Source organism: Clostridium senegalense, assembly GCF_018916625.1.
Taxonomy (GTDB): Bacteria; Bacillota; Clostridia; order Clostridiales; family Clostridiaceae; genus Clostridium_J; species Clostridium_J senegalense.
On record NZ_JAHLNC010000001.1, the window covers coordinates 977,800 to 1,002,545 of the forward strand.

The 24,746-nt window shown below is 25.3% G+C and carries 26 protein-coding genes; 7 read left to right on the forward strand and 19 right to left on the reverse strand.

The window, feature by feature from the left end; genetic code table 11:
* Nucleotides 1–145: 145 nt before the first annotated feature.
* Nucleotides 146–976 (reverse strand): MerR family transcriptional regulator, encoded by an 831-nt coding sequence (locus KQI36_RS04585; RefSeq protein ID WP_216449807.1) that lies wholly within the window; start codon nucleotides 974–976, stop codon nucleotides 146–148.
* Between the two features lie 110 nt (nucleotides 977–1,086).
* Here KQI36_RS04585 and KQI36_RS04590 point away from each other — a divergent pair, with 110 nt between their 5' ends.
* The gene (locus tag KQI36_RS04590; RefSeq protein WP_216449810.1) at nucleotides 1,087–2,412 is read left to right on the forward strand and encodes an MATE family efflux transporter; all 1,326 of its coding nucleotides are present in this window, start codon (nucleotides 1,087–1,089) and stop codon (nucleotides 2,410–2,412) included.
* A gap of 125 nt (nucleotides 2,413–2,537) precedes the next feature.
* On the opposite strand, the gene KQI36_RS04595 is transcribed toward KQI36_RS04590, so the two are convergent.
* Both KQI36_RS04595 and KQI36_RS04600 read right to left on the reverse strand, forming a co-directional pair.
* Complete coding sequence (locus KQI36_RS04595) at nucleotides 2,538–3,266, reverse strand: ATP-binding cassette domain-containing protein (protein WP_216449811.1); 729 nt, start codon at nucleotides 3,264–3,266, stop codon at nucleotides 2,538–2,540.
* A gap of 16 nt (nucleotides 3,267–3,282) precedes the next feature.
* Nucleotides 3,283–4,836 carry an ABC transporter permease/substrate-binding protein gene (locus KQI36_RS04600; protein WP_216449812.1) on the reverse strand — a complete coding sequence of 518 codons (1,554 nt, stop codon included), beginning with the start codon at nucleotides 4,834–4,836 and terminating at the stop codon, nucleotides 3,283–3,285.
* A 199-nt stretch (nucleotides 4,837–5,035) separates the two neighbouring features.
* Between KQI36_RS04600 and KQI36_RS04605 the strand changes: the two genes are divergently transcribed.
* Together KQI36_RS04605 and KQI36_RS04610 are read left to right on the forward strand one after the other, a co-directional pair.
* Complete coding sequence (locus KQI36_RS04605; RefSeq protein ID WP_216449814.1) at nucleotides 5,036–5,878, forward strand: patatin-like phospholipase family protein; 843 nt, start codon at nucleotides 5,036–5,038, stop codon at nucleotides 5,876–5,878.
* Between the two features lie 102 nt (nucleotides 5,879–5,980).
* Nucleotides 5,981–6,592, forward strand: a complete 612-nt coding sequence (locus KQI36_RS04610) for a methyltransferase (protein ID WP_216449816.1) — start codon at nucleotides 5,981–5,983, stop codon at nucleotides 6,590–6,592.
* Between the two features lie 84 nt (nucleotides 6,593–6,676).
* Here the strand turns inward: KQI36_RS04610 and KQI36_RS04615 are convergent, their stop codons facing one another.
* The 7 genes from KQI36_RS04615 to KQI36_RS04645 all read right to left on the reverse strand — a co-directional run bounded on the left by KQI36_RS04615 (nucleotide 6,677) and on the right by KQI36_RS04645 (nucleotide 12,958).
* Nucleotides 6,677–8,167: an STM4011 family radical SAM protein gene (locus KQI36_RS04615; protein WP_216449817.1), complete on the reverse strand. Its 1,491-nt coding sequence runs from the start codon at nucleotides 8,165–8,167 to the stop codon at nucleotides 6,677–6,679.
* On the reverse strand, nucleotides 8,164–9,438 hold the full coding sequence (locus KQI36_RS04620; RefSeq protein WP_216449818.1) for an STM4012 family radical SAM protein: 1,275 nt from the start codon (nucleotides 9,436–9,438) through the stop codon (nucleotides 8,164–8,166). Before KQI36_RS04620 ends, KQI36_RS04615 begins: the two co-directional genes overlap by 4 nt.
* A gap of 29 nt (nucleotides 9,439–9,467) precedes the next feature.
* A complete protein-coding gene (locus KQI36_RS04625; RefSeq protein ID WP_216449819.1) occupies nucleotides 9,468–10,325 on the reverse strand; it encodes an STM4013/SEN3800 family hydrolase in 858 nt (285 codons plus the stop codon).
* Nucleotides 10,309–11,313, reverse strand: coding sequence for an STM4014 family protein (locus tag KQI36_RS04630; protein ID WP_216449820.1), 1,005 nt, complete (start codon nucleotides 11,311–11,313; stop codon nucleotides 10,309–10,311). The genes KQI36_RS04625 and KQI36_RS04630 overlap by 17 nt, the downstream gene beginning before the upstream one ends.
* 7 nt (nucleotides 11,314–11,320) lie before the next feature.
* Nucleotides 11,321–12,169: an STM4015 family protein gene (locus KQI36_RS04635; RefSeq protein WP_216449823.1), complete on the reverse strand. Its 849-nt coding sequence runs from the start codon at nucleotides 12,167–12,169 to the stop codon at nucleotides 11,321–11,323.
* A gap of 234 nt (nucleotides 12,170–12,403) precedes the next feature.
* Nucleotides 12,404–12,592: a hypothetical protein gene (locus KQI36_RS04640; protein ID WP_010293389.1), complete on the reverse strand. Its 189-nt coding sequence runs from the start codon at nucleotides 12,590–12,592 to the stop codon at nucleotides 12,404–12,406.
* 210 nt (nucleotides 12,593–12,802) lie between these two features.
* Nucleotides 12,803–12,958, reverse strand: a complete 156-nt coding sequence (locus KQI36_RS04645; RefSeq protein ID WP_010293390.1) for a zinc-ribbon domain-containing protein — start codon at nucleotides 12,956–12,958, stop codon at nucleotides 12,803–12,805.
* A gap of 881 nt (nucleotides 12,959–13,839) precedes the next feature.
* Here KQI36_RS04645 and brnQ point away from each other — a divergent pair.
* Nucleotides 13,840–15,126 carry a branched-chain amino acid transport system II carrier protein gene (gene brnQ, locus KQI36_RS04650; RefSeq protein WP_216449824.1) on the forward strand — a complete coding sequence of 429 codons (1,287 nt, stop codon included), beginning with the start codon at nucleotides 13,840–13,842 and terminating at the stop codon, nucleotides 15,124–15,126.
* Nucleotides 15,127–15,379: 253 nt separating this feature from the next.
* On the opposite strand, the gene KQI36_RS04655 is transcribed toward brnQ, so the two are convergent.
* From KQI36_RS04655 to KQI36_RS04685, 7 genes are all read right to left on the reverse strand, one after another.
* Entirely contained in the window at nucleotides 15,380–15,766 is a 387-nt protein-coding gene (locus tag KQI36_RS04655; protein ID WP_216449825.1) for a hypothetical protein, read from the reverse strand.
* A 26-nt stretch (nucleotides 15,767–15,792) separates the two neighbouring features.
* The gene (locus KQI36_RS04660) at nucleotides 15,793–16,458 is read right to left on the reverse strand and encodes an ABC transporter ATP-binding protein (RefSeq protein ID WP_216449827.1); all 666 of its coding nucleotides are present in this window, start codon (nucleotides 16,456–16,458) and stop codon (nucleotides 15,793–15,795) included.
* A 4-nt stretch (nucleotides 16,459–16,462) separates the two neighbouring features.
* Nucleotides 16,463–17,878: an ABC transporter permease gene (locus KQI36_RS04665; RefSeq protein ID WP_216449831.1), complete on the reverse strand. Its 1,416-nt coding sequence runs from the start codon at nucleotides 17,876–17,878 to the stop codon at nucleotides 16,463–16,465.
* A 371-nt stretch (nucleotides 17,879–18,249) separates the two neighbouring features.
* Complete coding sequence (locus KQI36_RS04670) at nucleotides 18,250–18,915, reverse strand: ATP-binding cassette domain-containing protein (protein ID WP_216449837.1); 666 nt, start codon at nucleotides 18,913–18,915, stop codon at nucleotides 18,250–18,252.
* A gap of 78 nt (nucleotides 18,916–18,993) precedes the next feature.
* Nucleotides 18,994–19,143 (reverse strand): hypothetical protein, encoded by a 150-nt coding sequence (locus tag KQI36_RS04675; protein WP_216449839.1) that lies wholly within the window; start codon nucleotides 19,141–19,143, stop codon nucleotides 18,994–18,996.
* Between the two features lie 11 nt (nucleotides 19,144–19,154).
* Nucleotides 19,155–20,315, reverse strand: coding sequence for a sensor histidine kinase (locus KQI36_RS04680; RefSeq protein WP_216449840.1), 1,161 nt, complete (start codon nucleotides 20,313–20,315; stop codon nucleotides 19,155–19,157).
* Nucleotides 20,303–20,974 (reverse strand): response regulator transcription factor, encoded by a 672-nt coding sequence (locus KQI36_RS04685; RefSeq protein ID WP_216449842.1) that lies wholly within the window; start codon nucleotides 20,972–20,974, stop codon nucleotides 20,303–20,305. The genes KQI36_RS04680 and KQI36_RS04685 overlap by 13 nt, the downstream gene beginning before the upstream one ends.
* A gap of 419 nt (nucleotides 20,975–21,393) precedes the next feature.
* On the opposite strand from KQI36_RS04685, the gene KQI36_RS04690 reads away from it, so the two are divergent.
* Entirely contained in the window at nucleotides 21,394–22,116 is a 723-nt protein-coding gene (locus KQI36_RS04690) for a hypothetical protein (protein ID WP_216449843.1), read from the forward strand.
* Nucleotides 22,117–22,395: 279 nt separating this feature from the next.
* Here KQI36_RS04690 and KQI36_RS04695 read toward each other — a convergent pair whose 3' ends face one another.
* Both KQI36_RS04695 and KQI36_RS04700 read right to left on the reverse strand, forming a co-directional pair.
* Nucleotides 22,396–22,731, reverse strand: coding sequence for a cupin domain-containing protein (locus KQI36_RS04695; RefSeq protein WP_061994450.1), 336 nt, complete (start codon nucleotides 22,729–22,731; stop codon nucleotides 22,396–22,398).
* A 2-nt stretch (nucleotides 22,732–22,733) separates the two neighbouring features.
* Nucleotides 22,734–23,141, reverse strand: a complete 408-nt coding sequence (locus KQI36_RS04700; protein ID WP_244991468.1) for a cupin domain-containing protein — start codon at nucleotides 23,139–23,141, stop codon at nucleotides 22,734–22,736.
* 337 nt (nucleotides 23,142–23,478) lie between these two features.
* Between KQI36_RS04700 and KQI36_RS04705 the strand changes: the two genes are divergently transcribed.
* Both KQI36_RS04705 and KQI36_RS04710 read left to right on the forward strand, forming a co-directional pair.
* Nucleotides 23,479–24,135, forward strand: a complete 657-nt coding sequence (locus KQI36_RS04705) for a Crp/Fnr family transcriptional regulator (protein ID WP_216449844.1) — start codon at nucleotides 23,479–23,481, stop codon at nucleotides 24,133–24,135.
* Nucleotides 24,136–24,342: 207 nt separating this feature from the next.
* Nucleotides 24,343–24,705, forward strand: coding sequence for a DUF6483 family protein (locus KQI36_RS04710; RefSeq protein WP_216449845.1), 363 nt, complete (start codon nucleotides 24,343–24,345; stop codon nucleotides 24,703–24,705).
* Nucleotides 24,706–24,746 lie beyond the last annotated feature (41 nt).

Below are 24,746 nucleotides of genomic sequence, written 5' to 3' on the forward strand. Positions count from 1 at the left end.
ATAAAATTTAAAATTACATCATCATTTTTAAATTTAATTTGCATATACTCATTTTTATTTATATATATTAAATTTAAATTAAATTTTAAAATTAAAAAGGATAATCATTTTGTAAAACTTTAAATTTGTAATTCCATGCCTTATATTATATTTTTTTAACTCTAATCATAATTTCAGTTAAATATTCTTTTTCATTTTTAAGTGCAAAGAAATCCAATAATGTATTTTCATAAGAATCTCCAATTATTTTATAATTATTCTCTTTAATAAACTTTAAAATTTTTTCATAAGATTTATATGTACTTTCATAATCACCTTTATGATTTATGCATACATATTTTCCACTAGGTTTTATAAATAATTTGTTATTATTAATTTTATTATCTAATTTTATAAATAATTTACTTAAAGTATTAAATTTTTTATTTTCCACATCACTTTTCCTTACTATTGCGCCTATTGGATATCCATCATATATATTATTTTCATCACAATATTTAACAAAATTAATAACATCCATCATTATTTCTTTTTGAGAACAATTATTTAAATCTGATAATATTAAATATTCCTCGTTACACTCTTTTATATAAGCTTCATTGTTCTCAAGTTCCATTATTCCCCTTTGAGCAATATTGATTTTGTTTGTTAGATTATAAGCCATCTTTTCTAATTTCTTAATTTTTAGTGCAACTTTACTTCTTTCATCTTCTAAAAGCCTTATATATTCTTCTGGTGTCCTATTATATAAATATTTTTTTATTTTATCTAATGAAACATCCAGTTCTCTTAATTCTAATAATATAGTAAAAGTATCATACTGACTTAAACTGTAAAGTCTATAATTATTTTCATCTCTATATTCTGGTGAAAAAATACCTATTTTATCGTAAAAAATGAGAGTTTTTCTTTGAACCCCACATAATTTAGCAAATTCGCTTACAGTAAAATATTTATTTTTAACATTGTTACCCATTTTGCCTCCTTAATCCTATAATAAACCCCTTAATATTTTCCCCTTGACTGTATAGTTACTATACACTTTATAATTACTTTTATCAATTAATTATATAAGGAGGGATTTTAATGGAAGCTACTTTTTCTAAGAAATTTACTTTCATTGAGTTTTTAAGATTCGTATCTCCAGCAATTATATCTATGATATTTATATCATTATATACAATTGTAGATGGAGTTTTTGTATCACTACTTGTGGGTTCTGATGCACTTGCAAGTATCAATATAACATTTCCTATAATAAATTTAATTTTTGGCATATCCATTATGTTTGGAACTGGTGGTAGTGCTTTTGTAGCTATAAATCTTGGTGAAAATAAACTTCAAAAAGCCAACGAAGCTTTTTCACTAATTTTTCTAGTTGCTTCTATAATTGGTATTATTCTAGGCTTAATAGGTTATATATTTATAGAAGATATTTCCGTGATTTTAGGAGCCACTGATAATTTACTACCCTATTGCATTTCTTATGGAAGAATAATATCCCTATTTGCACCATTTTTCGTTGTAAAATCTATGTTTGAATTTTTCGTAAGAACTGATGGTAATTTCAACTTCAGCTTATTACTTTCTATTGTCGGTGGTATTATAAATATAATTTTGGATTATGTTCTTATAAAATACTTTAACCTTGGCATAGCTGGTGCAGCAATTGCAACTTCCCTTGGAGTGTTTATATCTACATTAATGGGATTTGGTTATTTCTTTACAAAAAAATCTAAACTTAAATTTACAAAAACAAAATTCAATTTAAACATTATAAAAAACACTATGTTAAATGGATCTTCTGAGATGGTTACCGAACTTTCAACTGGCTTTGTAACATTATTATTTAATATGCTCACTCTTAAATATGCTGGAGAAAATGGTGTTGCCGCATTAACAATAATTTTATATACTCATTTTCTTTTAGTATCTACATATTTAGGTTTTTCATCTGGTATATCACCACTTATAAGTTTTAATTATGGAGCAAAAAATGAATATAAACTAAAAGAAACGTTTAATTACTCTAAAATATTTATTTCAATATCGTCTATAATTATATTCTTATTATCCCTAATTTTAGGAAAATACGTAGTGAGAATATTTGTGCCTTATTCTAGTCCAGTTTTCATTCTTGCTGTACATGGATTAAAATTATTTTCAATTGCATTTTTATTTGTAGGAATTAATATTTTTGCATCTGCAATGTTCACAGCTTTTTCCAATGGAAAAGTATCTTCAATAATTTCATTTGCTAGAACCTTTTTCTTTGCACTTGTATTTGGATTTATACTTCCATACTTCTTGGGAATAGACGGCGTTTGGCTAAGTATCCCACTTGCAGAAATTATAACAACTTTCATTTCTATACATTACATAAAAAAGTACAAAAAACAATATACTATTTAATCATATTTTTACATATAAAAATAAATATTAATTTTTAAAAAGACTTCAGCATAAAACTAAATTATGCTGAAGTCTTAAAATATATATAATTATTATTTCAAATTAGAACTCATACTATTTTTTAATTAATAGGCTATTAATTTTTTTACAAACTCAGTATTAGGGTTATATTTTATTTCATCACTAGTTCCTATTTGTTCTATTTTTCCATTATTCATTATTATTATCTTACTACCTAATTTTAATGCTTCATTTATATCATGAGTTATAAAAAAAATGGTTATTCCTAATTGTTTTTGTATTTTTAATAATTCATCTTGTAGAACATGTCTTGTTATTTCATCTACTGCGCCAAATGGCTCATCCATTAATAATATATATGGATTTGATGCTAATGCCCTTGCTATACCTACTCGTTGTTTCTGACCTCCACTTAACTGCGAAGGATATCTAGTTATTAACTCTTCTTCAAGCTGAACAGTATTCATAAGCTCTTTTACCTTATCCAAAGAACTATCTTTTTTATTTTTGTTTAAATCTAAAACAAAAGATATGTTTTTTCCTACTGTCATATGCGGAAATAATCCAATGCTTTGAATTACATATCCAATATTTTTTCTAAGTTCAACTAAATTAGTCTCTTTTAAATTTTTACCATCAACAATTATTTTTCCATCATCTGGAGTTATAAGCCCATTTATTAATTTTAATGCAGTAGTTTTCCCACTTCCTGACCCACCTATAACCGTTACAAACTCACCTTTGTATATATCTAAATTTAAATTTTTCAGCACAATTTTATCATCATATGCCTTACTAACATTACAAAAACTTATTAATGGTTTACCCTTCATACTTCATAACTCTCTCCTATTTAATTATTCCCTTTTCTATTAAAAATTCTTTTGCAACTTGAAAATCTTCTTTCTTCTCTACTTCTACTTTATAGTTCATATTTATAATTTCTTTTTCTGTTATAGTATTATTTAATAAACTTAACACTTCTATGAGCTCTGGATACTTTTTCAACGTTTCTTCTCTTATTATTGTCCCTGCTAAATACCTAGGAAAAAATCTCTTATCATCCTTTAAAACCAAATAATTTTCATTTACAAGCTGCCCATCTGTAGTGGAAGCCATTATCACATCTATTTTATTAGATGAAAGGGCTTTATATTTTAATCCCATGTCTAAATCTAAAGTATCTTTAAATTTAAAATTATATAGTTTAGCTAATGAATTATATCCATCCTCCCTCTCATAAAAATCATATTCTGCCCCTAACACCAACTTATCACTTATTATTGCTAAATCAGAATATGTTTTTAAATTATATTTTTCAGCTAACGCTTTATTAACTACTATTGCATAATTACTATCATATCCATATAAATTAAACCAATTTAAATCATACTTTTCTTTGTATTCTTTTTTTAATTCTTCATATGTGTTTTCACTCTGACTTTTTTTCTTTAATACATACTCCCATGCTGTGCCTGTATATTCTGGATAAATATCAACCTCTCCTTTTACTATAGCAGGATGAATATTAGCTGTTCCCCCACCTATACCTTTTTTAATTTCAACTTTTATTGATGTTTTTTCTTCAATAAGTTGTGACATAATTTCAGTTAAAATATACTGTTCAGTCATTGGTTTTGATGCAATTATTATAGTTTCTTTTCTGCTAAAACCTACTAATATAAATGTTGTTATAACTAATAAGATACTTATAACTCCAATATATTTTTTAATTCCTAGTCCCCCTTTTTTAACTTTTCCTTTTGTAAATCTTATATTTATGTTTTTTTGAATACAAGACATAATTGAATCTATAGTCAAAGCTATAAGTGCAATAAGTAAACTTCCAGCAAAAGTCATAGTTGGGTTATTAGTTGTAATTCCTCTCCATATAGCAATTCCTAAGCCTCCTGCCCCTATAAAAGATGCAATACCACAAAGTGCTATTGTCATAACTACCATATTTCTAAATCCAGCAAAAATTACTGGTAAAGCAAGCGGTAGTTTTATTTTATAAAGCAGTTCTCTATTAGTTGCACCCATACCTTTTCCTGCTTCTATAATATCCTTATCTACATTTTCAATGCCTGTATAAGTATTGGTAATTATAGGTAGCAATCCATATAATGATAATGTAATTATAGCTGTAACATTTCCAACTCCAGAAAAAGAAACTAAAAATCCTAAAATTGCTATTGATGGGATTGTATATAAAAAATTTGTAACTCCTTTTATTGGATTAGACAATCTTTTATTTTCACATACTATTACTCCTAAAAAAACACCTATTATTGTAGAAATCACAACAGCTATAAAAGATAATACTAAATGCTGCATAACTAGCTCTAGAAAAAAGTCTATCCTCTCAATATATAGTTTTAGAACTTCTCTAATAAAATTCATTTTTTTCTCCTAAACAAATAGCTTCACTCTAATATATTTATTTTTATATAAATATATTACATTCTTTTAACTTAGTTATATTTATATAAAACCCACTTATACACCATAATACTTATTTAAAATAATTTTAACGTTTGTATATTAACTATATAAGGTATATAATTTTTTATATGTTTTCTATAACGGAAAGGAGATATTTATGGCTAGTTTAATATTAGAAGGTGGAACTTTTAGACCTATATTTAGTTCAGGTGCCATGGATGCACTTTTAGATAACGATATTATTTTTCCTTATTGTATAGGAGTATCTGCTGGAATTACACATGGTGTTTCTTACTTATCTAAACAAAGGGGAAGGAACCTTGACGTATTAAAATCCTATAGAAATGATAAAAGATACTTAGGATTCAGAAACTTTTTTAAATGTAAAAGTGCTTTTGGATTAGATTTTGCCTTTGATGAAATCCCTAACAAACTAAATCCATTTGATATGGAGACTTTCTTAAAATATGAAGGAACAGCCTTAGTTGGTGTTACTAATGCTAAAACTGGTAAAACAGAGTACTTAGACGCAAAAAATTTAGATGATAAATGTACTATGCTAAGAGCAACTTGTGCTATACCATTTTTATTTCCACCAATAAAAATAAATGAAAATTATTATTATGACGGCGGAATATGTGATCCAATTCCTATAAGAAAAGCTATTACAGATGGTAATGAAAAGCATTTAATAATACTTACTCGACCTAAAGGATATGTAAAAGAATTTTCAAAGAAAAACTTAATGGCTTCAAAGATTTTAAAAAGAAAGTACCCAAATTTGTGCAAACCTATTTTAACAAGACATGATTTATATAATGAAACTGTAAAATATTGTGAAGAGTTAGAGAAACAAGGAAAAGCTATAATAATAAGACCCAAATCCAATCAAGCTATTGATAGTTTTGAAAAGAACATAGCTATACTAACTGAAGGTTATAATAATGGTTATAACCAAACAATAGAACAGTTAGATGAAATTAAAAAACTACTTTTATAGTATTAAATGTTATATTTAGGGTATTATACTTAATTAAGAGTTGAGAATTTATGATTATTCAAAATAACATATGTTTTATCCTGTAAAACAGAAAGGACTATAATGAATGATCAAACTTTTGAAAAACTACTTAATATAAAAACTTCTGGCGAACAAAAAGAATACTATGAATCTCTTCACTACAATAGATATGAGCCAACATCATATTATGCACTTGAAGCACTTTCTAAAGAATATGAATTTAAAAGTGATGATAGAATAATTGATTTTGGATGTGGTAAAGGAAGACTTAACTTTTATTTAAATTACTTTTTTGATTGTTATGTAACGGGAATTGAAATGAATAATTTTTTTTATCAAGAGGCTCTTGATAACAAAAAAGAATATTTGAAAGAGCATAATAAAAACTGTAAAAAAATAAATTTTTCAAACTGTTATGCTGAAGATTATGAAGTTAATCCAAAGGATAATAAATTTTACTTTTTCAATCCTTTTTCTATGCAAATATTTATGAAAGTTATATTAAATATTTTGATTTCTGTAGAAGAATATAACCGCGAGGTAGAAATTATACTTTATTATCCTTCTCAAGACTATATCTATTATCTTGAAAACTTTACACCTTTCACATTAAAAAAAGAAGTTAAGTTACATGGGTTATATGCTCTTGATGTTCGCGAAAGATTTTCAATTTATCAATTTAAATTATTATAAATTTAAAGAGCTATTCTAAAGTGAAATTATATTTTAGAATAGCTCTTTAAAACTTTAAATTCTTTCTATTTATATAGTTTTTTATTAAATAATATAAGGCAATTGAGCTACTTTTAACCTATACCTTGCCTCTTCTATTAATTCTTTTGATGCCCCTGTCTCTGCAACGGAATGATATATTCCTTTAATCATGGATAAATCATTATTAGAGTTACCTATTACCATAACTTTTTCTTTATCTAACTTTAACTTTTCACATATCACTGATAAACCACTTAATTTATTTACACCATTATTGACTATACTTAATCTTCCATGATTATGTATGATATTATAATGACCACTATTATTCATATGTTTTATTATTTCACTATCTATTTTACCCCTCATCAATATCTTATATGGTCTATCTTTATAGCTATACATCTTATATTCATTACACAAATTAGGTATTTTTAACAAATAGTTATAAACTTCATAGTTATTAGTTTTTTCTACTATATGTGCACCATTTGCAAAACTTCCACCTGATAATAACCTTTTTATCTTCTTACACTTCTTCATCGCTTTTTCATAGGGTAATTCTGTGTTCAAATAGATTAAAGCTATTTTACTTAAATATTCTAAAGCTAATATATCTTCATTTTTTATTTTTCCATCTTTGCTTACTAATGTTCCATCTATATCTAAAAATATTGCTTTTATATCTAGTCTTTTAGGTACCCTTATTAACTCATCTTTATTAAAAAAATCCAACTTTTTTAAACCCTTCAAATGTGAGTAAGATAAATAACAATCACATCTTCCTTTTAAACAACTTGTCTCCTTTTTAATAGTATCATTACTATATAAATTTCCTAATGTTTTACGTACTTTATTGCATGGATAAATATCCCCTTTAAAATCTATAAAATAATGTTCTTTTCCACCTATACATTTCCCTTTATTTAAATAATTTTTTACTTCTAAATCAAACATAGGATCTATATCATTAAATATACTTATTTCTTCTTCTGTATATTTTCTATTAAGTCCATCCATACTGTTAATCCATAAATAAACTTCTACAGGTAAACTATTTCTTAATTTTTTTATGATTTCAATATCTTTTGGATTTCCAACTACACCTACGCTTAAATTTATTTTTTTACGTAAATATTTTATTTTTTCTATAAATTCATCTACTTTTGTCATCTCTGGATGATATGTACACCATAAAGTTATCTTATCTAAATTCACATTTTCTTTTTCTAATTCTTGAATAAAGGATTGAACATTAAAACTTAAGTTAGTTTGACATCCTACTTTTCTAATTTTTTTTACTCTACAAAGTTTTGCAATTCCTTTAACATAGTAATTATGTATAAGAGCTTCACCGTAAGGTGCTATTAAAACACTAACATTTTCTTTGAAATTTATATTTGATATTTTATTTAAAAAATTACACCATTTATCTTTATCTCGTTCTATTTCCTTAATACTATATTTTCTTTTAGAAAATGGACAATAACTACAATTATAATTACAAGATTTTAGTTCTCCACGATAGGTAATTTCAGTAGCATGTTCTATCATTTTTTCATCCTTTCTTTCACTGTGTCAGAAATCCAAAATGGTAAAATTACATCAGAATATTTTATGCCTTTTTTAGTAAGTCTTAATTTTTTTCCTTCTAGTTCAATAAGTTTTTCTTTAAAAAGTTCTTCAAATATTGGATAAGCTTTTAACAAATCTTTACTAAATATTTTCTTATATTCCTTTAAATCTAAACCTTTATAATACCCCAAATTTTTAATAATAAACCTACGCTCTACTTCTTCAAAATTCAACTCATATCCCTTTAATCCTTTAAAAAAATTATCTTTATCTACATAATTACTTAAAACTTCTTTACAATCATTTCTTTTTGAAGTATATGGCTCACAAAAATGTAGGTTTCCTATATAACTTCTTCCACCACATCCAACTGATAGCATTTGCTCAAAACCACAGCTAAGATTATTTTCACTTACTCTTTTTACAAAGCGTCGCATAGATGTTTGAATATAACCGTTTTTATTTAATTCTTTTACTGCTATATCATACATTTCATGTTGAAATTCATAATTCAAATTCATCCTTCCAAATATCTTTGTATCTTCCCTTATATAAAGGGGATAAATAAATATTTCTTCCGGTTTATATCTTAAAGCTTCATTAATAGAATAGATTAATGATCCTTTTGTTTGACCTTCTATTCCATAAATTAGATCTATATTAACTGCATCAAATTTAAGATTCATTATTTTATCTAAAGCTTTGTAACAACTTTCTTTTTTATGATTTCTATAAATACATTTCAATTCATCTTCTACAAAAGACTGTATTCCTATACTTATACGGTTAAGCCCTTTATTTTTAAGATATAAAAGTTTATCTAAGTCAGTTTGATTTGGTGAAGTTTCTATAACAAAGTTAGCTTCATCTATTTTTATAGGAAGATTTTCTTCTAAAGTTTTAAAAAGCCTTTCCATCTGTTCTATAGAAAGTATAAGTGGTGTTCCTCCACCTAATATTAGATTTGTAAACTTAATGTCATTTTCACATAATGTATTACCATATTGAATTATCTGGTTACATACAGTATCTATATATTTTTCTAATAAAACTTCACTTGTGTTAGGTATTGAAAATAAATTACAATATCCACATTTGCTTTCACAAAAAGGAACATGTATGTATAGAGTAAGGTTGTCATCTTTTAAATTTGAAATAGCATTTAAAATTCTTTCTTCTTCTATTTCATAATAAGCATTTTTATGGGGGTAACTATACATGTATTGATAATATACCGGTGATTTATCCAAAATACTCACCTTCTTTCTTTGTTTTTAGATTAAAGGAAAAAATGTTTATATGGAACTGTATATACTATTTCATGGGATACACAGTGAAATTCATATCCATCTTCTCCATAACATGTTCCATGATCTGAACATAAAATGACAAAAGTTTTTCCTCTTTCCCTAAATATATCAAATAATCTTTCTATCCTATTATCTACATATTTAAGTGCTGCAGCATGAGTCTCTTTATTATCTTGTTTCGCACCATCTAAATAAAAATTATTAGGATAATGTATAGTGTCAATATTTACATACATAAATATCCTTTTATTATTTTCTAATTCTTTTACTTTTCTTCCTATAAAATCTAATTGATTATCAAAACTGTTTTTTATATGACAACTAAATGATGGATGCCAATAACTTTTTTCAAAATATGAAGGTAATACCTTTCCTATATCGGAACGTTTATTAAAAAAGGCAACCCCACCAATACACATGGTATGATATCCAACTTTAGATAATCCCTCTATAAAAGTAGAACCTTCAAATGCAAATGCCCCTTTAGGAGTTGCATTTCCTAAACCTATATTTTTAGGAAAAAAAAGACTTTCTCTTTCCATAATAGGAGTAGGCTCTGCTGGACTTGGTAAGAAACCTGAAAACATAGCATGATGCGAAGGATATGTAAAGTTTCCTGGTGCATGACATTTTTTCCACTGACCATATTTGTTTATATAAGGTGTTGTGCCCTTTTTTTCTTCTTCCTTTGCCACATCATACCTTAATGTATCCAAACACACAAATAAAATATCATGTGTTCCTACAACTTCATTCATATTTATTTCCGGCTCTTTATCTATATTTCCTATAGCTCCCATAGGTACCTCATTATTTAACTGATTCATCTTTGCATATCATTCCTCTCATCTGTGATTTGTATATTTTATTTTCATTAAATATATCCTTATAAATCAGGTCTCCTTGTCCATTAATTTCTATTATCATAGGGTTTCCCTTTGGTGTAATTAAAATATCAATTCCAGCACTATTAAGCCCCTTAAAGCATTGCATGGCTCTAAAACATAAGTTTTCTATTTTAACTTTAATTTCTTTTGATAGTTTAATGTCTTCAATATCTATTCCACAATTATTAAGATGTAAATTAGTAATTGGTGTTTTACTTCCTCTCCCTACAATAAAATCAATTTTGCCATATTGGTACACTACTCTTAAATCATAGCTTAATCCATTATGTATTGATTTTGGTATCCACTTTTCAACTATTATTTCTTCTTTCAAAAGCAAATTTAAAATCATGCTTATTTTATTTTCATCTGTAATCTTTCTCATTTTTTTTGTATTACAAATTTCATTTTTGCAATCTATTTCCAAAGATGTATACACTATCTCTTTATTCATCTTTGGATTATACCTGTATGCTAAAACACCAGCTGCCCCTGAACCATACCTAGGCTTAATGAATATTTCATAAACCTTTTTATTCTGAACAAATTCTCTTAAATCATCTAAAGATTTAATATTACTTTCAATAATAGGTGTTGTAGCAATACCATTTTTCATAAGTATATTTTTACATTTAAATTTATCTAAAGTATTGTATATTTGTAATGGACTATTTAAAAAGGTTACGCCATTTATATTTTCTAATAACATTAATTGGTTCTTATAATCATTTATAAGCTTAGGTAATTTATTAATTTTATATTCTTTATGAATAGGCGGATCAACTTTTATAAAACTTACTTTATGTAAATCTTCTTTTTTCCAATTCTCCCAAGGCAAAAATTTAATAGTATAACCTAACTCAATTGCTGCTTTTAAAAAAAATTCAGTGCGCTTACTTAATTTTTCTCCAATTAATAAAAACTCCATGTATATTTTACTCTGTTAGCATAGGCCAATTTCCATATTCTTCATCAACCTCTTCTTGTTCATCTAAATCTATTTTTATTGGTAATTTGTTTAATTTATACATTAATTCATCCGATAAAAAATGATAATGTAAATCTAAAAATTTCAAGTGATTTATCTTATCTTTATTCTCTAGTAAAATATTACCCCCTATATCTGATAATGTTCCATTAGAAAAATTTAAAGTTTCTAATTGTTTTATTATGTTACTTTCTATAACTACTTTTACTATATCATCTTGAATCTCGCTATTTCCTATACCCAAATACTTTAAACTTTTTAAAGATTCATTTTCAACTACTTTTTTTATATCTTCTAATTCTCCATCAAATCCATAATTATCTATACCTATATATATATTTAATTTTTCTAATCCTGGCAAATTACTATTTCCTATTTGATTTAATACTAATTTGGGAATTCCTCCACAAATAATTTCTAAGGATTTAAGATTTTTATGATTTATATTACCTAAAGACAATCCCTGACTTCCTTTTATAGTTAGTTTTCTAAGATTAGGAAGTGCATCCCATATTCTACTATAATCACCCTGTTCTATCCAAGATACTTCACACTCTTCATAATCCATATCTCCTATGAAAAGACTTTCTATATGCGCAAATTTTTCTTTATTCTCTACAATCATATCTAATATAGCTTGTACATCATTATCATAAGATTCTCCCCAACATCCAACTATGACTTCTTTTAAAACACCTAAGTCTGAATCTTCTAAAATCTCAGAAGCTAGCGTCTTTGCATCCTTATCACCATCCTCATAATCCTCATAATCATAAAAGTATTTTTTACTCTCCATATGTTTACTCCTTTTTATTCAGTTTTAATCACTAAATTTTTATAATATTATTTTTAATTCGTTATATTATAACATTTTTTTACACTTTTTACACCTAATTATTACCACCAATACTATTAAAATTATTCCTATTTTTATTTTTTAAATACTTTTAAAAAAATAAAAAAAATGAACATTTTAAAATAGAATTAAGTTTCTATTTTAAGAAAGTTCATTTTCTTGTAAAATTTTATATTAATCTCTAGATATATCTATGCCACCTAAAACAATGTGAGCAATACCTGCACCGACTAAAAGTGCTCCTGCCATATTTTTATAATCATTTTTTCTAAATTTATGTCTTTTACTTTGTTTGGTATCTAAAATAACTCCTGTTGCTGTAACTACTGTTCCTAAAGCTACTGGTAAAACACCTTTTCTCATATTAATGCCTCCTATTTAAATAAATTTTAATATTAGTTTATCCTTTTTTTAAAGTAGAATACATAATATAAAGTTCCAAAATATAAGTTTAATTTAAATAAACTCCATTTTAAAATAATCAGCATTTAATTAACATAAATAACTATTATTTAAAGCATAAAAAAACTGTTCTAAAATAAAATTTTAGAACAGTTGATCTACAATATAAAACTATCTTCTATTGTTTTGTTGTTTTTTAGCTCTTCTGCAATCTTGACATCTTACAGGCTCGTTATCGAATCCTTTTTCTTTGTAGAATTCTTGCTCTCCTACTGTGAATACGAATTCTTGTCCGCAATCTTTACATACTATTGTCTTATCTGTCATAATAATTCCTCCTAAATTAAAAGATTTCAATTTGATACAATAATCTCCAATTTATGAGAAACTATTTACCTAAACTAAACTCTTTATTTCTTTATTTTTTTTAGCTCTTACGCTATTTTTCTATAATACCATAGTTATTTATATATTGCAACACAATTTTAAAATTTTTTTACATTTTTTTAACTTTACACATTTATAAATTTAAATAAGTTATTTTATTCTAATAAAACATATTCTTTAATCTATTTAAATTATAGCAATATAAACTTATATTTAAGTGTATTCATCAAATTTTAAAGTCAACTTGGAACCATATAAAAAATATATAGTTTAAATTATTAGAAAACTACCAATTAACAATACTTTCTATATATCTAATATGTTTCTTAGTTTTTTTAATATATTGTTAATTAAAGCTTAATTTATGAAATTATTAAGTCTAAAATGAAAACTTTTTTATTTTGTTTGAATTTTTATTGCATTTTCATTAATACAACTGTATAATAACCCTTAAATAAAGATAAATTTTAAATAATGAGGAGTTTTTAATATGATAAATAATATAAACTTAACCAATGTACTACAACTTAATATGTATTACTTTAGCTACTTTAGTTAGGTTTGTATTTATGATATACGGTAATCATAGATGCAAACATGCAATGTTTTGTATCTATGATGGCTAAAGTTAATTTGTTATGCAAGGCCACATAGATAAATACTATGTGGTTTTTTTATCCTAGGCACTTAAGGCCACATAGTGAATGCTGTGTGGTCTTTTTTATATAATTTTTTATTTATATTAAAATTTATCATTTGATACAAGTATAAATTAAAAATCATTTTTGAAATCCTATATTAATAGAGAAAGAGGTAAAAATATGAAAAAATTTAGAGATATAATAATTGTTGGTTTTGCAATGTTTTCAATTTATTTTGGTGCAGGCAATTTAATTTTCCCTCCATACATAGGAATGACTTCTGGTAGTGGTTGGTTGATAAGTTTCTTAGGGTTTATTTTTGCAGATGTAGGAATAATACTTTTATCTATAATTGCAGTAGCTAAATCTGGTTCTTTTCAATCTGTAATTGGACGAGCCGGTAAAAAATTTGGTATTGCCTTAGAAGTTATAATGATGCTTTGTTTAGGTCCTATACTTGTTATTCCAAGAACCGCAGCAACAACTTTCGAAATGAGCATAGCACCTATATTTAATTTAAATCCTATTATCTTCTCAATATTATTCTTTGCTTTAACACTAATTCTAACAATAAGACCTACTAAAGTTATTGATATAATAGGTAAATTTTTGACTCCAGTATTATTAATTGCTTTAGCTTTCTTGATAATAAAAGGAATACTTTCCCCTATCGGAGCACTAAATAATAACATTGATTCAAGTAGTTTATTTGTAACAGGACTTACTCAGGGATACCAGACTATGGATGCCCTTGGTACTGGCGGAATCACAATGCTTATAATGGTTTCATTCTTAAGTAAGGGTTATAAAGATAAAACAGAAATAATAAATCTGACTATAAAGTCTGCAATAGTAGCAGGCATAGGATTAATACTAGTTTATGGCGGTTTAGCATACTTAGGTGCTACAGTTTCATCTGTTTATGATAAAAACATATCTCAAACTGCATTATTGATCAGTATAATTAAAAATTTATTAGGAAACAATGGAATATTAATATTAGGTGTAATTGTTGCATTCGCATGTCTTACTACAGCCATAGGTTTAACATCTGTAACAAGTAAATATTTTGAAGATATTACTAATAAAAAATTAAAATATGAGCATATAGTTATTTTTATTTGTACATTCAGTGCTATAGTTGCTAATTTTGGAGTTGATAAAATAATTTCTATTTCAGTTCCTATATTAACAGTTATTTACCCTATTTCAATTGCTTTAGTGTTAATGAACTGTTTCAGAAATGTATTTACTAAAGCTACAATTTATAAAGGTGTTGCCTATGCAACTCTTTTAACTAGTTTACTTACAGTAATAGATAGCTCATTTGTTAGTATATCATTTATTCATAAGTTGCCTTTTGCAACACTTGGATTTGATTGGGTATTACCAGCCATTCTAGGTGGACTTATTGGCTACTTTGTAAACAGCAATGAATCTGATGTTTGCTTAACAGAAACTGAATAGCAAAATAATTATATTATAAAGGCAGGTTCAAAAAAACCTGTCTTTTGTTATAAAAAATATTTATTAACATTTCCGAATAGCTCTTTAAATTTTTTATATGTAATTTAATCATATATTGATTAAATTACATATAAAAAAGGAAGCTATCGCCTCTAACCTTTAGTTAGTTTTGCAACAGCCCCTTAATATATTTATAATAAATTTATTTAATGCAAATTTTAATGAAAAGTGATAAGTATATATACTATTTAAATTATATATCTATTTCTCTTAAAAGTTCATCTATTTCATCATCCATTTCATCTTGTTTATATTTATTCTCTAATAATACTTCTGTTTCTAAATATTTATTGTCTACTTTTCTTATACCGTTACTCTCAAATAAATAACTAAAACTTTTAATAATATATCCTAATGTAAACAAAGATATTCCGTAAAATGCATATGGAGTTATAGAAGTTAAATAGAAATTAATAACTTCTACTATTTGTTTACTGGGATCAAATCCTTGTAAAACTAAATTTGATATATGTCTATACGATGCGTATATATTAAATATTGAAAACAAAGCCATAACTACTGCACATACATTTAACATAAGTACAACTTTTACAGTTTTATTCATTTTAAATAATTTCATAATTACCTCCAAATCCAAAACTATTGTTATTTTATAAATGCTAATTTCCCAGATTTTAATCCCCAAATCTCATCAACGTAAGTACATACTTTTTTAGAATGAGTTACTATAATAACACATTTATTTTGCTGGTGGGATAATGATACTAAAATGTCCATAATTTTTTCTTCTGTCTCACTATCTAGATTTCCTGTTGGTTCATCTGCAATTATTATATCTGGATTATGTGCAAGTGCTCTAGCTATTCCTATACGTTGTTGCTCCCCACCGGATAAATTTAAAATTTTTCTATTAGCTATATCAATATCAATTCCTACATCTTTCAATAAATTATATACATAATTATTTTTATTTTTTTCCTTAACATTACTTATATTCATAGATAGTAATATATTTTCTTTAGCAGTTGCATTTAAAAGCAAGTTATATCCTTGAAATATTACGCCTATATCCTTTGCTCTATACAAATCTCTATCTATTTTCTTTAAACTTTCACCATTATATAATACTTCACCTGTTTTACAGGTATCAAGTCCTGATATTAAAGATAACAAAGTACTTTTCCCTGCTCCAGATTTTCCAACTATACCATAAACTTTTCCTTTTTCAAAATTTATATTTATATTACTAAAAACATATTTTTTTCCACCTTCATATTTATAACTTACATCTTTTAAACTTAATAAATTCATATTTCTAATTCCTTTCTGATAATATTTTTCTTGGTTCATATCTCATTATATATAGAATACCTATACTAATAGATACTACTCCAAGTAATAAGGCTATTAATGTGATTCCTAAAATAGCTTCACTACTTAAAAATACATCTAATTTTTCTATTGGTGGTGCCGAATTTGTTGCTCCCATAGCTACCGATACCATTCCTTGAGAAACTTCTTTTTGGGCATCTAACTGTCCTTGCAGCAGTATATTTGAAATAGGTTGCGCGGAAAATCCTCCTATGGCTAATCCTGCTATTAATGAAATTCCAATCATAACTAATGTTTCAAATATTAACCCTAAAGCTACTTTTCCTTTTTTCATCCCCATAGCTCTTAAAACTCCGATTTCATATTTTCTTTCACGAATACCTAAAATTGAAATTAAAATTAATATACTACCACCAAAGCCTAAAACTAAAAACATGAAAATACTAGAAACCTTTTTTAAACCTTCTATAGGTTTAACAATATTATTATACGTAGTAGCATCTGTGGATACTTCAAGTGTGTCACTTAACCCTTTTTTATGTGCTTCCTCATTAAATGCATCTAATAAATCTGGATTTTTCAAATAATATTGTGCATCTAAGTTAATTAAATCTGTATCTTTTTTTACTTTATTGTTATATGATTTTAAAGTATCATAAGTTGTAATAATTTCATTTTTTCTATTCATTATAGGATGCTTAAATCCATAATTTTCAGATTTTGATCCATCATAATATATTCCTGAAATAGTTAATTCTAATGGCTCAAAATTATCTGGATCATCAGGGTTTTTAACCTTTAAATTATCTCCAACCTTTAAATTATTTAATTTTGCAAAATCCTCACTTATCATAACTTCGCCATTTTTTTCTGGCATTTTTCCATCAGTAATTTTTCTTGTACCATTATTAAATTCTTCTATACCTGCTTTGTTAAGGCCACCTAAAATATTTAAATAACCATCTTTAGCATTTTCTGATCTTTTAGCTCCTCCCATTGTAACAAAATTACCTGAGTTACCCTCCTCTTTCCTTTTTTCAACTTCATCCTGATCTAATGCTTTAATCTTCTCACTATAACCTATATAAGAAGAACTAAATATTGTTTCTTTAAGATGCTCAGACTGTGAAAGTTTTTCTTTAAGATCATTGGAAGGACTATCATTAAGACTTTCCATATCACCATTCTTCATTTTCTCTTGCATTTTTTCTTGATTTGGTTGAATAAATACTTCTGACCCAAACTTGTTTTTATAACCATTTATCATCTCATTGGAAGCTGTGTTTATTATAACTGAAATAGCTGTACAGGACAGTATTGCTATAGTTATTATTCCAATCAAGAGATTTCTTCCTTTATTTCTTGTTAAATTTTTTATAGCATTCTTTAAAACATACATTTTGAACTCTCCTTTTCTAAACTTTGATTGTAAACAAAGTATACCAAACTGATTGTTTACTCAATGTTAACTTAATTGCTTATTATAGAGTTTCAAATTGAACTTATAATTTATTCACTTATCAAATAAGAAAATTTAAGATTAATATTTTTCTTCTAGCTAACAGCTTTCTTTAATTAAATGCAGTTATACTTATTGTTATCCCTTTAGAAAAAACAAATACAACTAAAGTAATTGAAAATTACGAAAAAGGATAGTCTATAAAATTTAAACTATCCTTGATTTTCTTATTTAATTACAAGCTTGTTACACTTATTCTTATAAATTTTTAATCCCTTTATCTTTTTACTCTTTATAAAGTAAATATTAATCTATTTTATAAACAATAGCTTTCCAGATTTTAATCCCCAAACTTCATCAATGAACATGCATACTTTCTTGGAATCAGTGACTATAATAACACATTTATTATGTTGATGAGCTAATGATATTAAAATATTCATAATTTTCTCTTCTGTATCACTATCTAGATTCTCTGTTGGTTCATCTGCAATTATTATATCTGGATTATTTGCTAACGCCCTAGCTATGCTTACACATCGTTGCTCCACACCAGATAAATTGAAAATTTTTTTATTAGCTGTATAAATATCAATTCCTACATCTCCTAATAAATTATATACATAATTATTTTTATTTTTTTTCTTAATATTGCTTATATTCATAGATAATAATATATTCTCTTTAGCAGTTGCATTTAAAAGTAAATTATGACTTTGAAATATTACACCTATATCCTTTGCTCTATACAAATCTCTATCTATTTTCTTTAAACTTTCACCATTATATAATACTTCACCTGTTTTACAGGTATCAATTCCTGATATTAAAGATACTAAAGTACTTTTTCCTTCTCCAGATTTTCCAACTATACCATAAACTCTTCCTTTTTTAAAATTTATATTTATATTACTAAAAACATCCTTTTTTCCACCTTCATATATATAACTTACATCTTTTAAACTCAATAAACTCATATTAATAATTCCTTTCTGATAACATTTTTGGGTTCATATTTCATTATATATATAATTTCTATACCAATAGATACTACTCTAAGTAATTAGGTTATTAATTTCTAAAACATTTTTATTAATTAAAAATATATCTAACTTTTCTATTGGTGGTGACGAATTTACTGCCCTCATAGCTACCAATATCATTCTTTTTAAGCCTCTTTTTTCGCATTTTAAGAAATTTTTCAATTTATCTCTTGTTAATTTTCTTTACATTCAGAAAAAGACAAATAAAAGCATGATCCTTTATTTATTTCGCTATCTACTACTATAACCCCATCACATAAATCACATACATGGGATACTAAACTTAATCCAATTCCATATCCATCTTTATTTAATTCATTAATTCTATATTTGTTATCAAATATCTTTTCTACAAAATTCTTATCCATGCCTATACCATTATCTTTTACAGTAATAATAACACTATTATTCTTATTTGTTACAGATACTTTTATAGGTTTGCCTTCTCCATATTTTACTGCATTATCAATCAAGTTGCTTATTGCACGATATATCCATCTTTCCTTTGCTAAAATTTCAGTATTACTTTCATCATTAAAATCAAAATCAATATATTGGTATGTTTTTTTATATGTATCACAAATTCTTGCACATATTAATGCAACATCTACTTTTGTCATACCATTATCAACCTTTAAGTCACTCAAAGTTAAAACATCATCAATACTATCTGTAAGATTATCCATAAATTTAAGATATTCTTCATTTCCATCAATCTCTATTTTAGTTCTTAAGATAGCTATAGCATTTTTTTGCTCATGGGATAAATAAGAATTTAATCTTTTATACTCATCCAAATTTTGTTTAAACTTATCTTCTATATTTTCATATGCTATCCCAAAAGCCCTGCTTACCAAAGCTGGATCAAAATCATTCTCTGGCATATTAAGCTTTTTTATAATATTTTCAATTTCTCTATCATGAATTTTACTTAAAATTATCCATAATAAAAAAGATGCTACAATAAAAATAGAAAAAAACATTAAAATAGTACTTATTATATCTTCCAATCCACTTTTTACATATACTCTTCCTATTTGAGCAACATTAGTAACTAATTCTTCTGATACCATAACTGCTTTTTTATCATAGTTATTTCCATATACATCCATACTATTTTGTAATATTTCTTTGTACGGTGTTCTATAATAATTATCTTTACTTAATTCTATACTAGAATTAAAAGCTAATACTTTAATATTTTTCATACTTGTATTATTTTCCAAATTATTAAAACTGTTCTTCACTCCATAAATTCCATAAACAAAAACTAATGTTAATATTAATGAATATACAATTATAACTAACCCGCTTTTTAAATTTACTCTACGCATAAAACATATCCCTTTCCTCTAATATTAACTAAAATATCTTTCCCATATGCATTATTTAATTTCTTTTTAAGCCTTGCAATATGTACTCTTAACACAGATGAAAAAGGATCAAAACTTTCATCATATATATGCTCTGCTATTTCTTCACTTGACACAATAGCTGGATTCCTATAACAAATATATTCTAAAATATCAAATTCTTTAATTGCTAAAATAACAGGTTTATTTTTTATTTCAACGGTTCTAGTAATTGGATTAAGTTTAAGTTCTCCTATATTTATAATAGGATTAGTTCTACCATGAAATCTTCTAATTACAGCCTGAATTCTAGCTCTTAACTCTAATAATTGAAAAGGTTTTGTTATATAATCATCTGCTCCGGTATCTAATCCTAACGCTAACTGTGATGTTTCATCTCTTGCAGTAATTATAATTACCGGAGTACTAACCATTGTTTTACGTAAATATTTTAATATTTCTAACCCATCTATATCCGGTAAATTTAAATCTAAAAGTATTGCATCATATTCATTTACACTAGCTTTTTCTTCACCATCTTCTCCAGTGTTAGAAACATCAATTATAAATCCCATTTTTTCAAGACCAATTTTCATAGAATTAGCTAATTCTATATTATCTTCTATAATTAATAAACGCATATTTCTTATCTCCTTATATCTTCTTTAAATTCTTAACCTCACATATAGAATTTTTCGATTTATATCTTTATAAATAAAAAAATTTATAATCATAAAATTATATCATAATTAATGTTTATCGAAAGTTAACTTCCTATTCACTATTACATTTAATTAATATAATTATTTTTTAAAGTATATATAAATATTCATACCAACTATTTTATATGAAATTAGTAAATCTTTATTTTTACTTTTTTAATATTTTGTTTATCTTATTCATACTTTATTAATCAAATTTAAATAAAAAATTATATATAATATTCAAAGTATTCGTAATTAACATTTTTTTAACATTTAAAAAAATTTTGTCAATGTTATAATATATTTGAATTTATGTAAAGTAAGTGCTATACATTAAATTACAGAGGGGGAAAATTATGAAAACAAAAAAATTAGCATTAATATTAGTTTTATCTACAAGTATCCTATTTGGAGCAGTAGGTTGTTCAAAGCCTACTGAAAACTCCAATAACTCTAAACAAGAGTCAACAACACAAGACACTTCTAAAAATTCCACAGAAGATAAAAAATCTACAACAAAAGAAGATAACGATAATTCTAAAAAAGATGGAGACAACTCTTCATCTAAGGAAAAAACTTCAAGTAATTCGAAATTAGGTGGTACATATACAGGGGAAAAAAATATACAAGATTTAAAGCAATATGATAAAATATGTGATGACTTTAATAAAATCCCTTACGTAAAAGGTGAATATAAAGAACTAGAATTTGCTCTTGATTTATTAACAGCATATTTCAATGGGGATGCTACTGCTTATGACTATATGGTAAGTAATGAATATAATTCTAGCACTGGTGAAAATGATTTAGTACCTATAAATGATAAAGATAAGAAAAACCTAGAAAAAGCTTTAGCAACTACAAAAATCCAACTTGAACTAAAAGATGGACAAGGTATAAATATAGAACCTGCTAAAGCTGAATTTATAGGTCCTGACTTATCAACAAAAACAGGAGTTTCATTTTCTTTAAAAATAAACTTATATCCAGAAGGAAATAGTGAAGGTTATTGGAATACAGTTGGAGTATCTGTCTTTGAAAAAGATGGTAAGCTTACTGGCCATATATCCGGACTGTAGATAATTTATTTACATTGTCTATTTGTTTGTTATATTCTTTTATACTTTCTAAAATTATTTTTTACTTTTTCATTACTCTTTAATTTAAACCATATTACATCTTAATGGTATTTGAGCTGTACTCATATTATCTTACTGTCATCTCTTTACATACTGAATATGAATTTTGCAAGTATATAATTTAATATCATAAATTTCCAAAATAATAGATTGTAAAAAAGACTATATAAGAATTTTATATTTAATCTCTTATATAGTCTTAATACACTTTTATAAATTTTATGATTTTACTAATATATTAAATAACTTTACATCTGTTAATGCTTCTATTCCATAATTTATTTCAGATTCCATAGCTATTATATCACCTGTATTTATTATAACTTCATCATTTTCTTTATATAAAATTTTAGCACTACCTTCAATCATCACAAATAATGTTTCCATATTATAGTACTCTTTATCAATACTTTCACCTTTTGCAAAAGAGAAAAAACGTATCTCTGTATTGTCATTATCTATTAATGCTTTACTTGCTATTTTATTTCCTGTATGTTTTATCATGTCAGTCATAGCTATAGCTTCAAATGGTTTTATGTTTCTTAAATATTTCATTTTTAATCCTCCTTAACAACTACTAAAAGCATTTTCATATCCTCTTTAGCTGTTACTTGATGTTGAATATTTGCTGGCATAACCACCATTTGTCCCTTAGTAGCTTCCATTATTTCATCACCTATTTTTACTGTAGCTACTCCATGATGTATATATATTAATGCATCACCTTTAGCTGCATGAGAACCTACACCTTCTCCTTTACCAAAAGCTAATGCTGTTATACCAACACCTTTTTTTTGTGCCATAGTTACAGTTTCTATTTGTCCTTCATTACAACTTACTAAACTATCAAAATCTATACTTTTAGCTTTCTCAACATTTTTTATTAATTCTTGCATTTTTACTATCTCCTTTACATTTTTATTAATATCTATTTTCTTTAAGTTGTTTAATTCATATTTAGTCATATTAATACCTTCTTTCTAAAAACTACATTTAGTTTTAATAAACTATTTGTTTAAAACGGATTTATAAATTCCTATAGGATTTTTTGAAAATTTCACAGATTATCCTTTTAAATTTTTTTATTATTACTTTTAGTATTATAATTTTAGAACTTTCAGGTTAACTTTACACCTATGATTCTTTTCCTATACCTTTAACAATATTATTCTAAAAATATTTGCATATACTAAATTTAAATATTTTTTACTTGTATCTTTTGATAACATTATAGATAATATACTTAAAATGAAATAGACTCTTATGTTTCTTTTTGTAAAATAGTTTTAAAAGGGAGATAATATGTACTTAAATGAATTAATTAAACACAAATTTTTTACTGATTTTTCAATTAACCAATTAAAACATTATATAGACTCAAATTTAATAACTTTTAAACAATATAAAAAAGGTCACATACTACATAGCGAATGTGAACCATGTTTTAATTTAGATATTATTATATCAGGAAATCTTAACTGTTATGATTTATGTGAGGATGGAAATGCTTTAACAATGCTTAATTTTCACAAAGACGATATTATAGGTGGAAATTTATTATTTTCAGATCGAACCTTTTATCCCCTTAATATTCATTGTAAAACTGATTGTCTAATAGCACACTTAAGCAAAAAAGTAGTTTCTAAACTCCTTATTGAAAATAATACTTTTATGATAGAATTCATAAAAGCTATTTCTAATAATTCATTAAATTTAAATAAGAAAATGATTATTTTTTCAAGAAAAAATTTAAGAGAAGGAATTATGGAATTTCTTAAAACGCAATCTAAAAAACAAAACTCTAATATAATAAAACTTCCAATTACAAAAAAACAATTAGCTGATGAATTAGGTGTTCAAAGACCCTCATTATTTCGCGAACTTAAAAAAATGAAAAATGAAAAGCTTATTGATTATAATTCAAAACAAATAACTATTTTAAAAGACATATTAGATTAACTTTATTAATCTAATATGTCTTTTAAAATATAACTAAAAATTTATTATAAATTTCCAGACTTATATTTTTAATTATAATTTATTAAATTCCCCAAATTACTATTTATAACTTTCCTATTCTATTACAAACATCTTTTTAAAATACATCTTTTATAACCTGATGATATAATAGTACATATATAAGTAAGAATAGAAGGTGTTTTACAAATGGAAAATGATTACATTATGAAAATTATAAAAACAACATTACAAGGATTAGCTTATGTGTTAAAAGGAAAACAATCTATAGAAAATAGTATTGATGAAAATACTAATAACCTTGTACTAACAGAGGAACAAGCATTACGACTAACAATTATAAAATATATAAATGAATGCAAAATTAATGAAGCTGAAAACCTGTTATTTGAAGCTATATACTCTCATAAATCGCCTGAATTTTTAGAATTGGCATTATTTTTTTACGAAGAAATTAATAAATTTTCCTTAGACAAGTTAATTGATTGTAATTTTTCAAAAGAAGAAATTTTAGATGGTCTAAATACTATAAAAAAAATTTACAATGTTTAAAGAAAACAAAAGGTTTAAAAATATACTTTCTATTTTTAAAC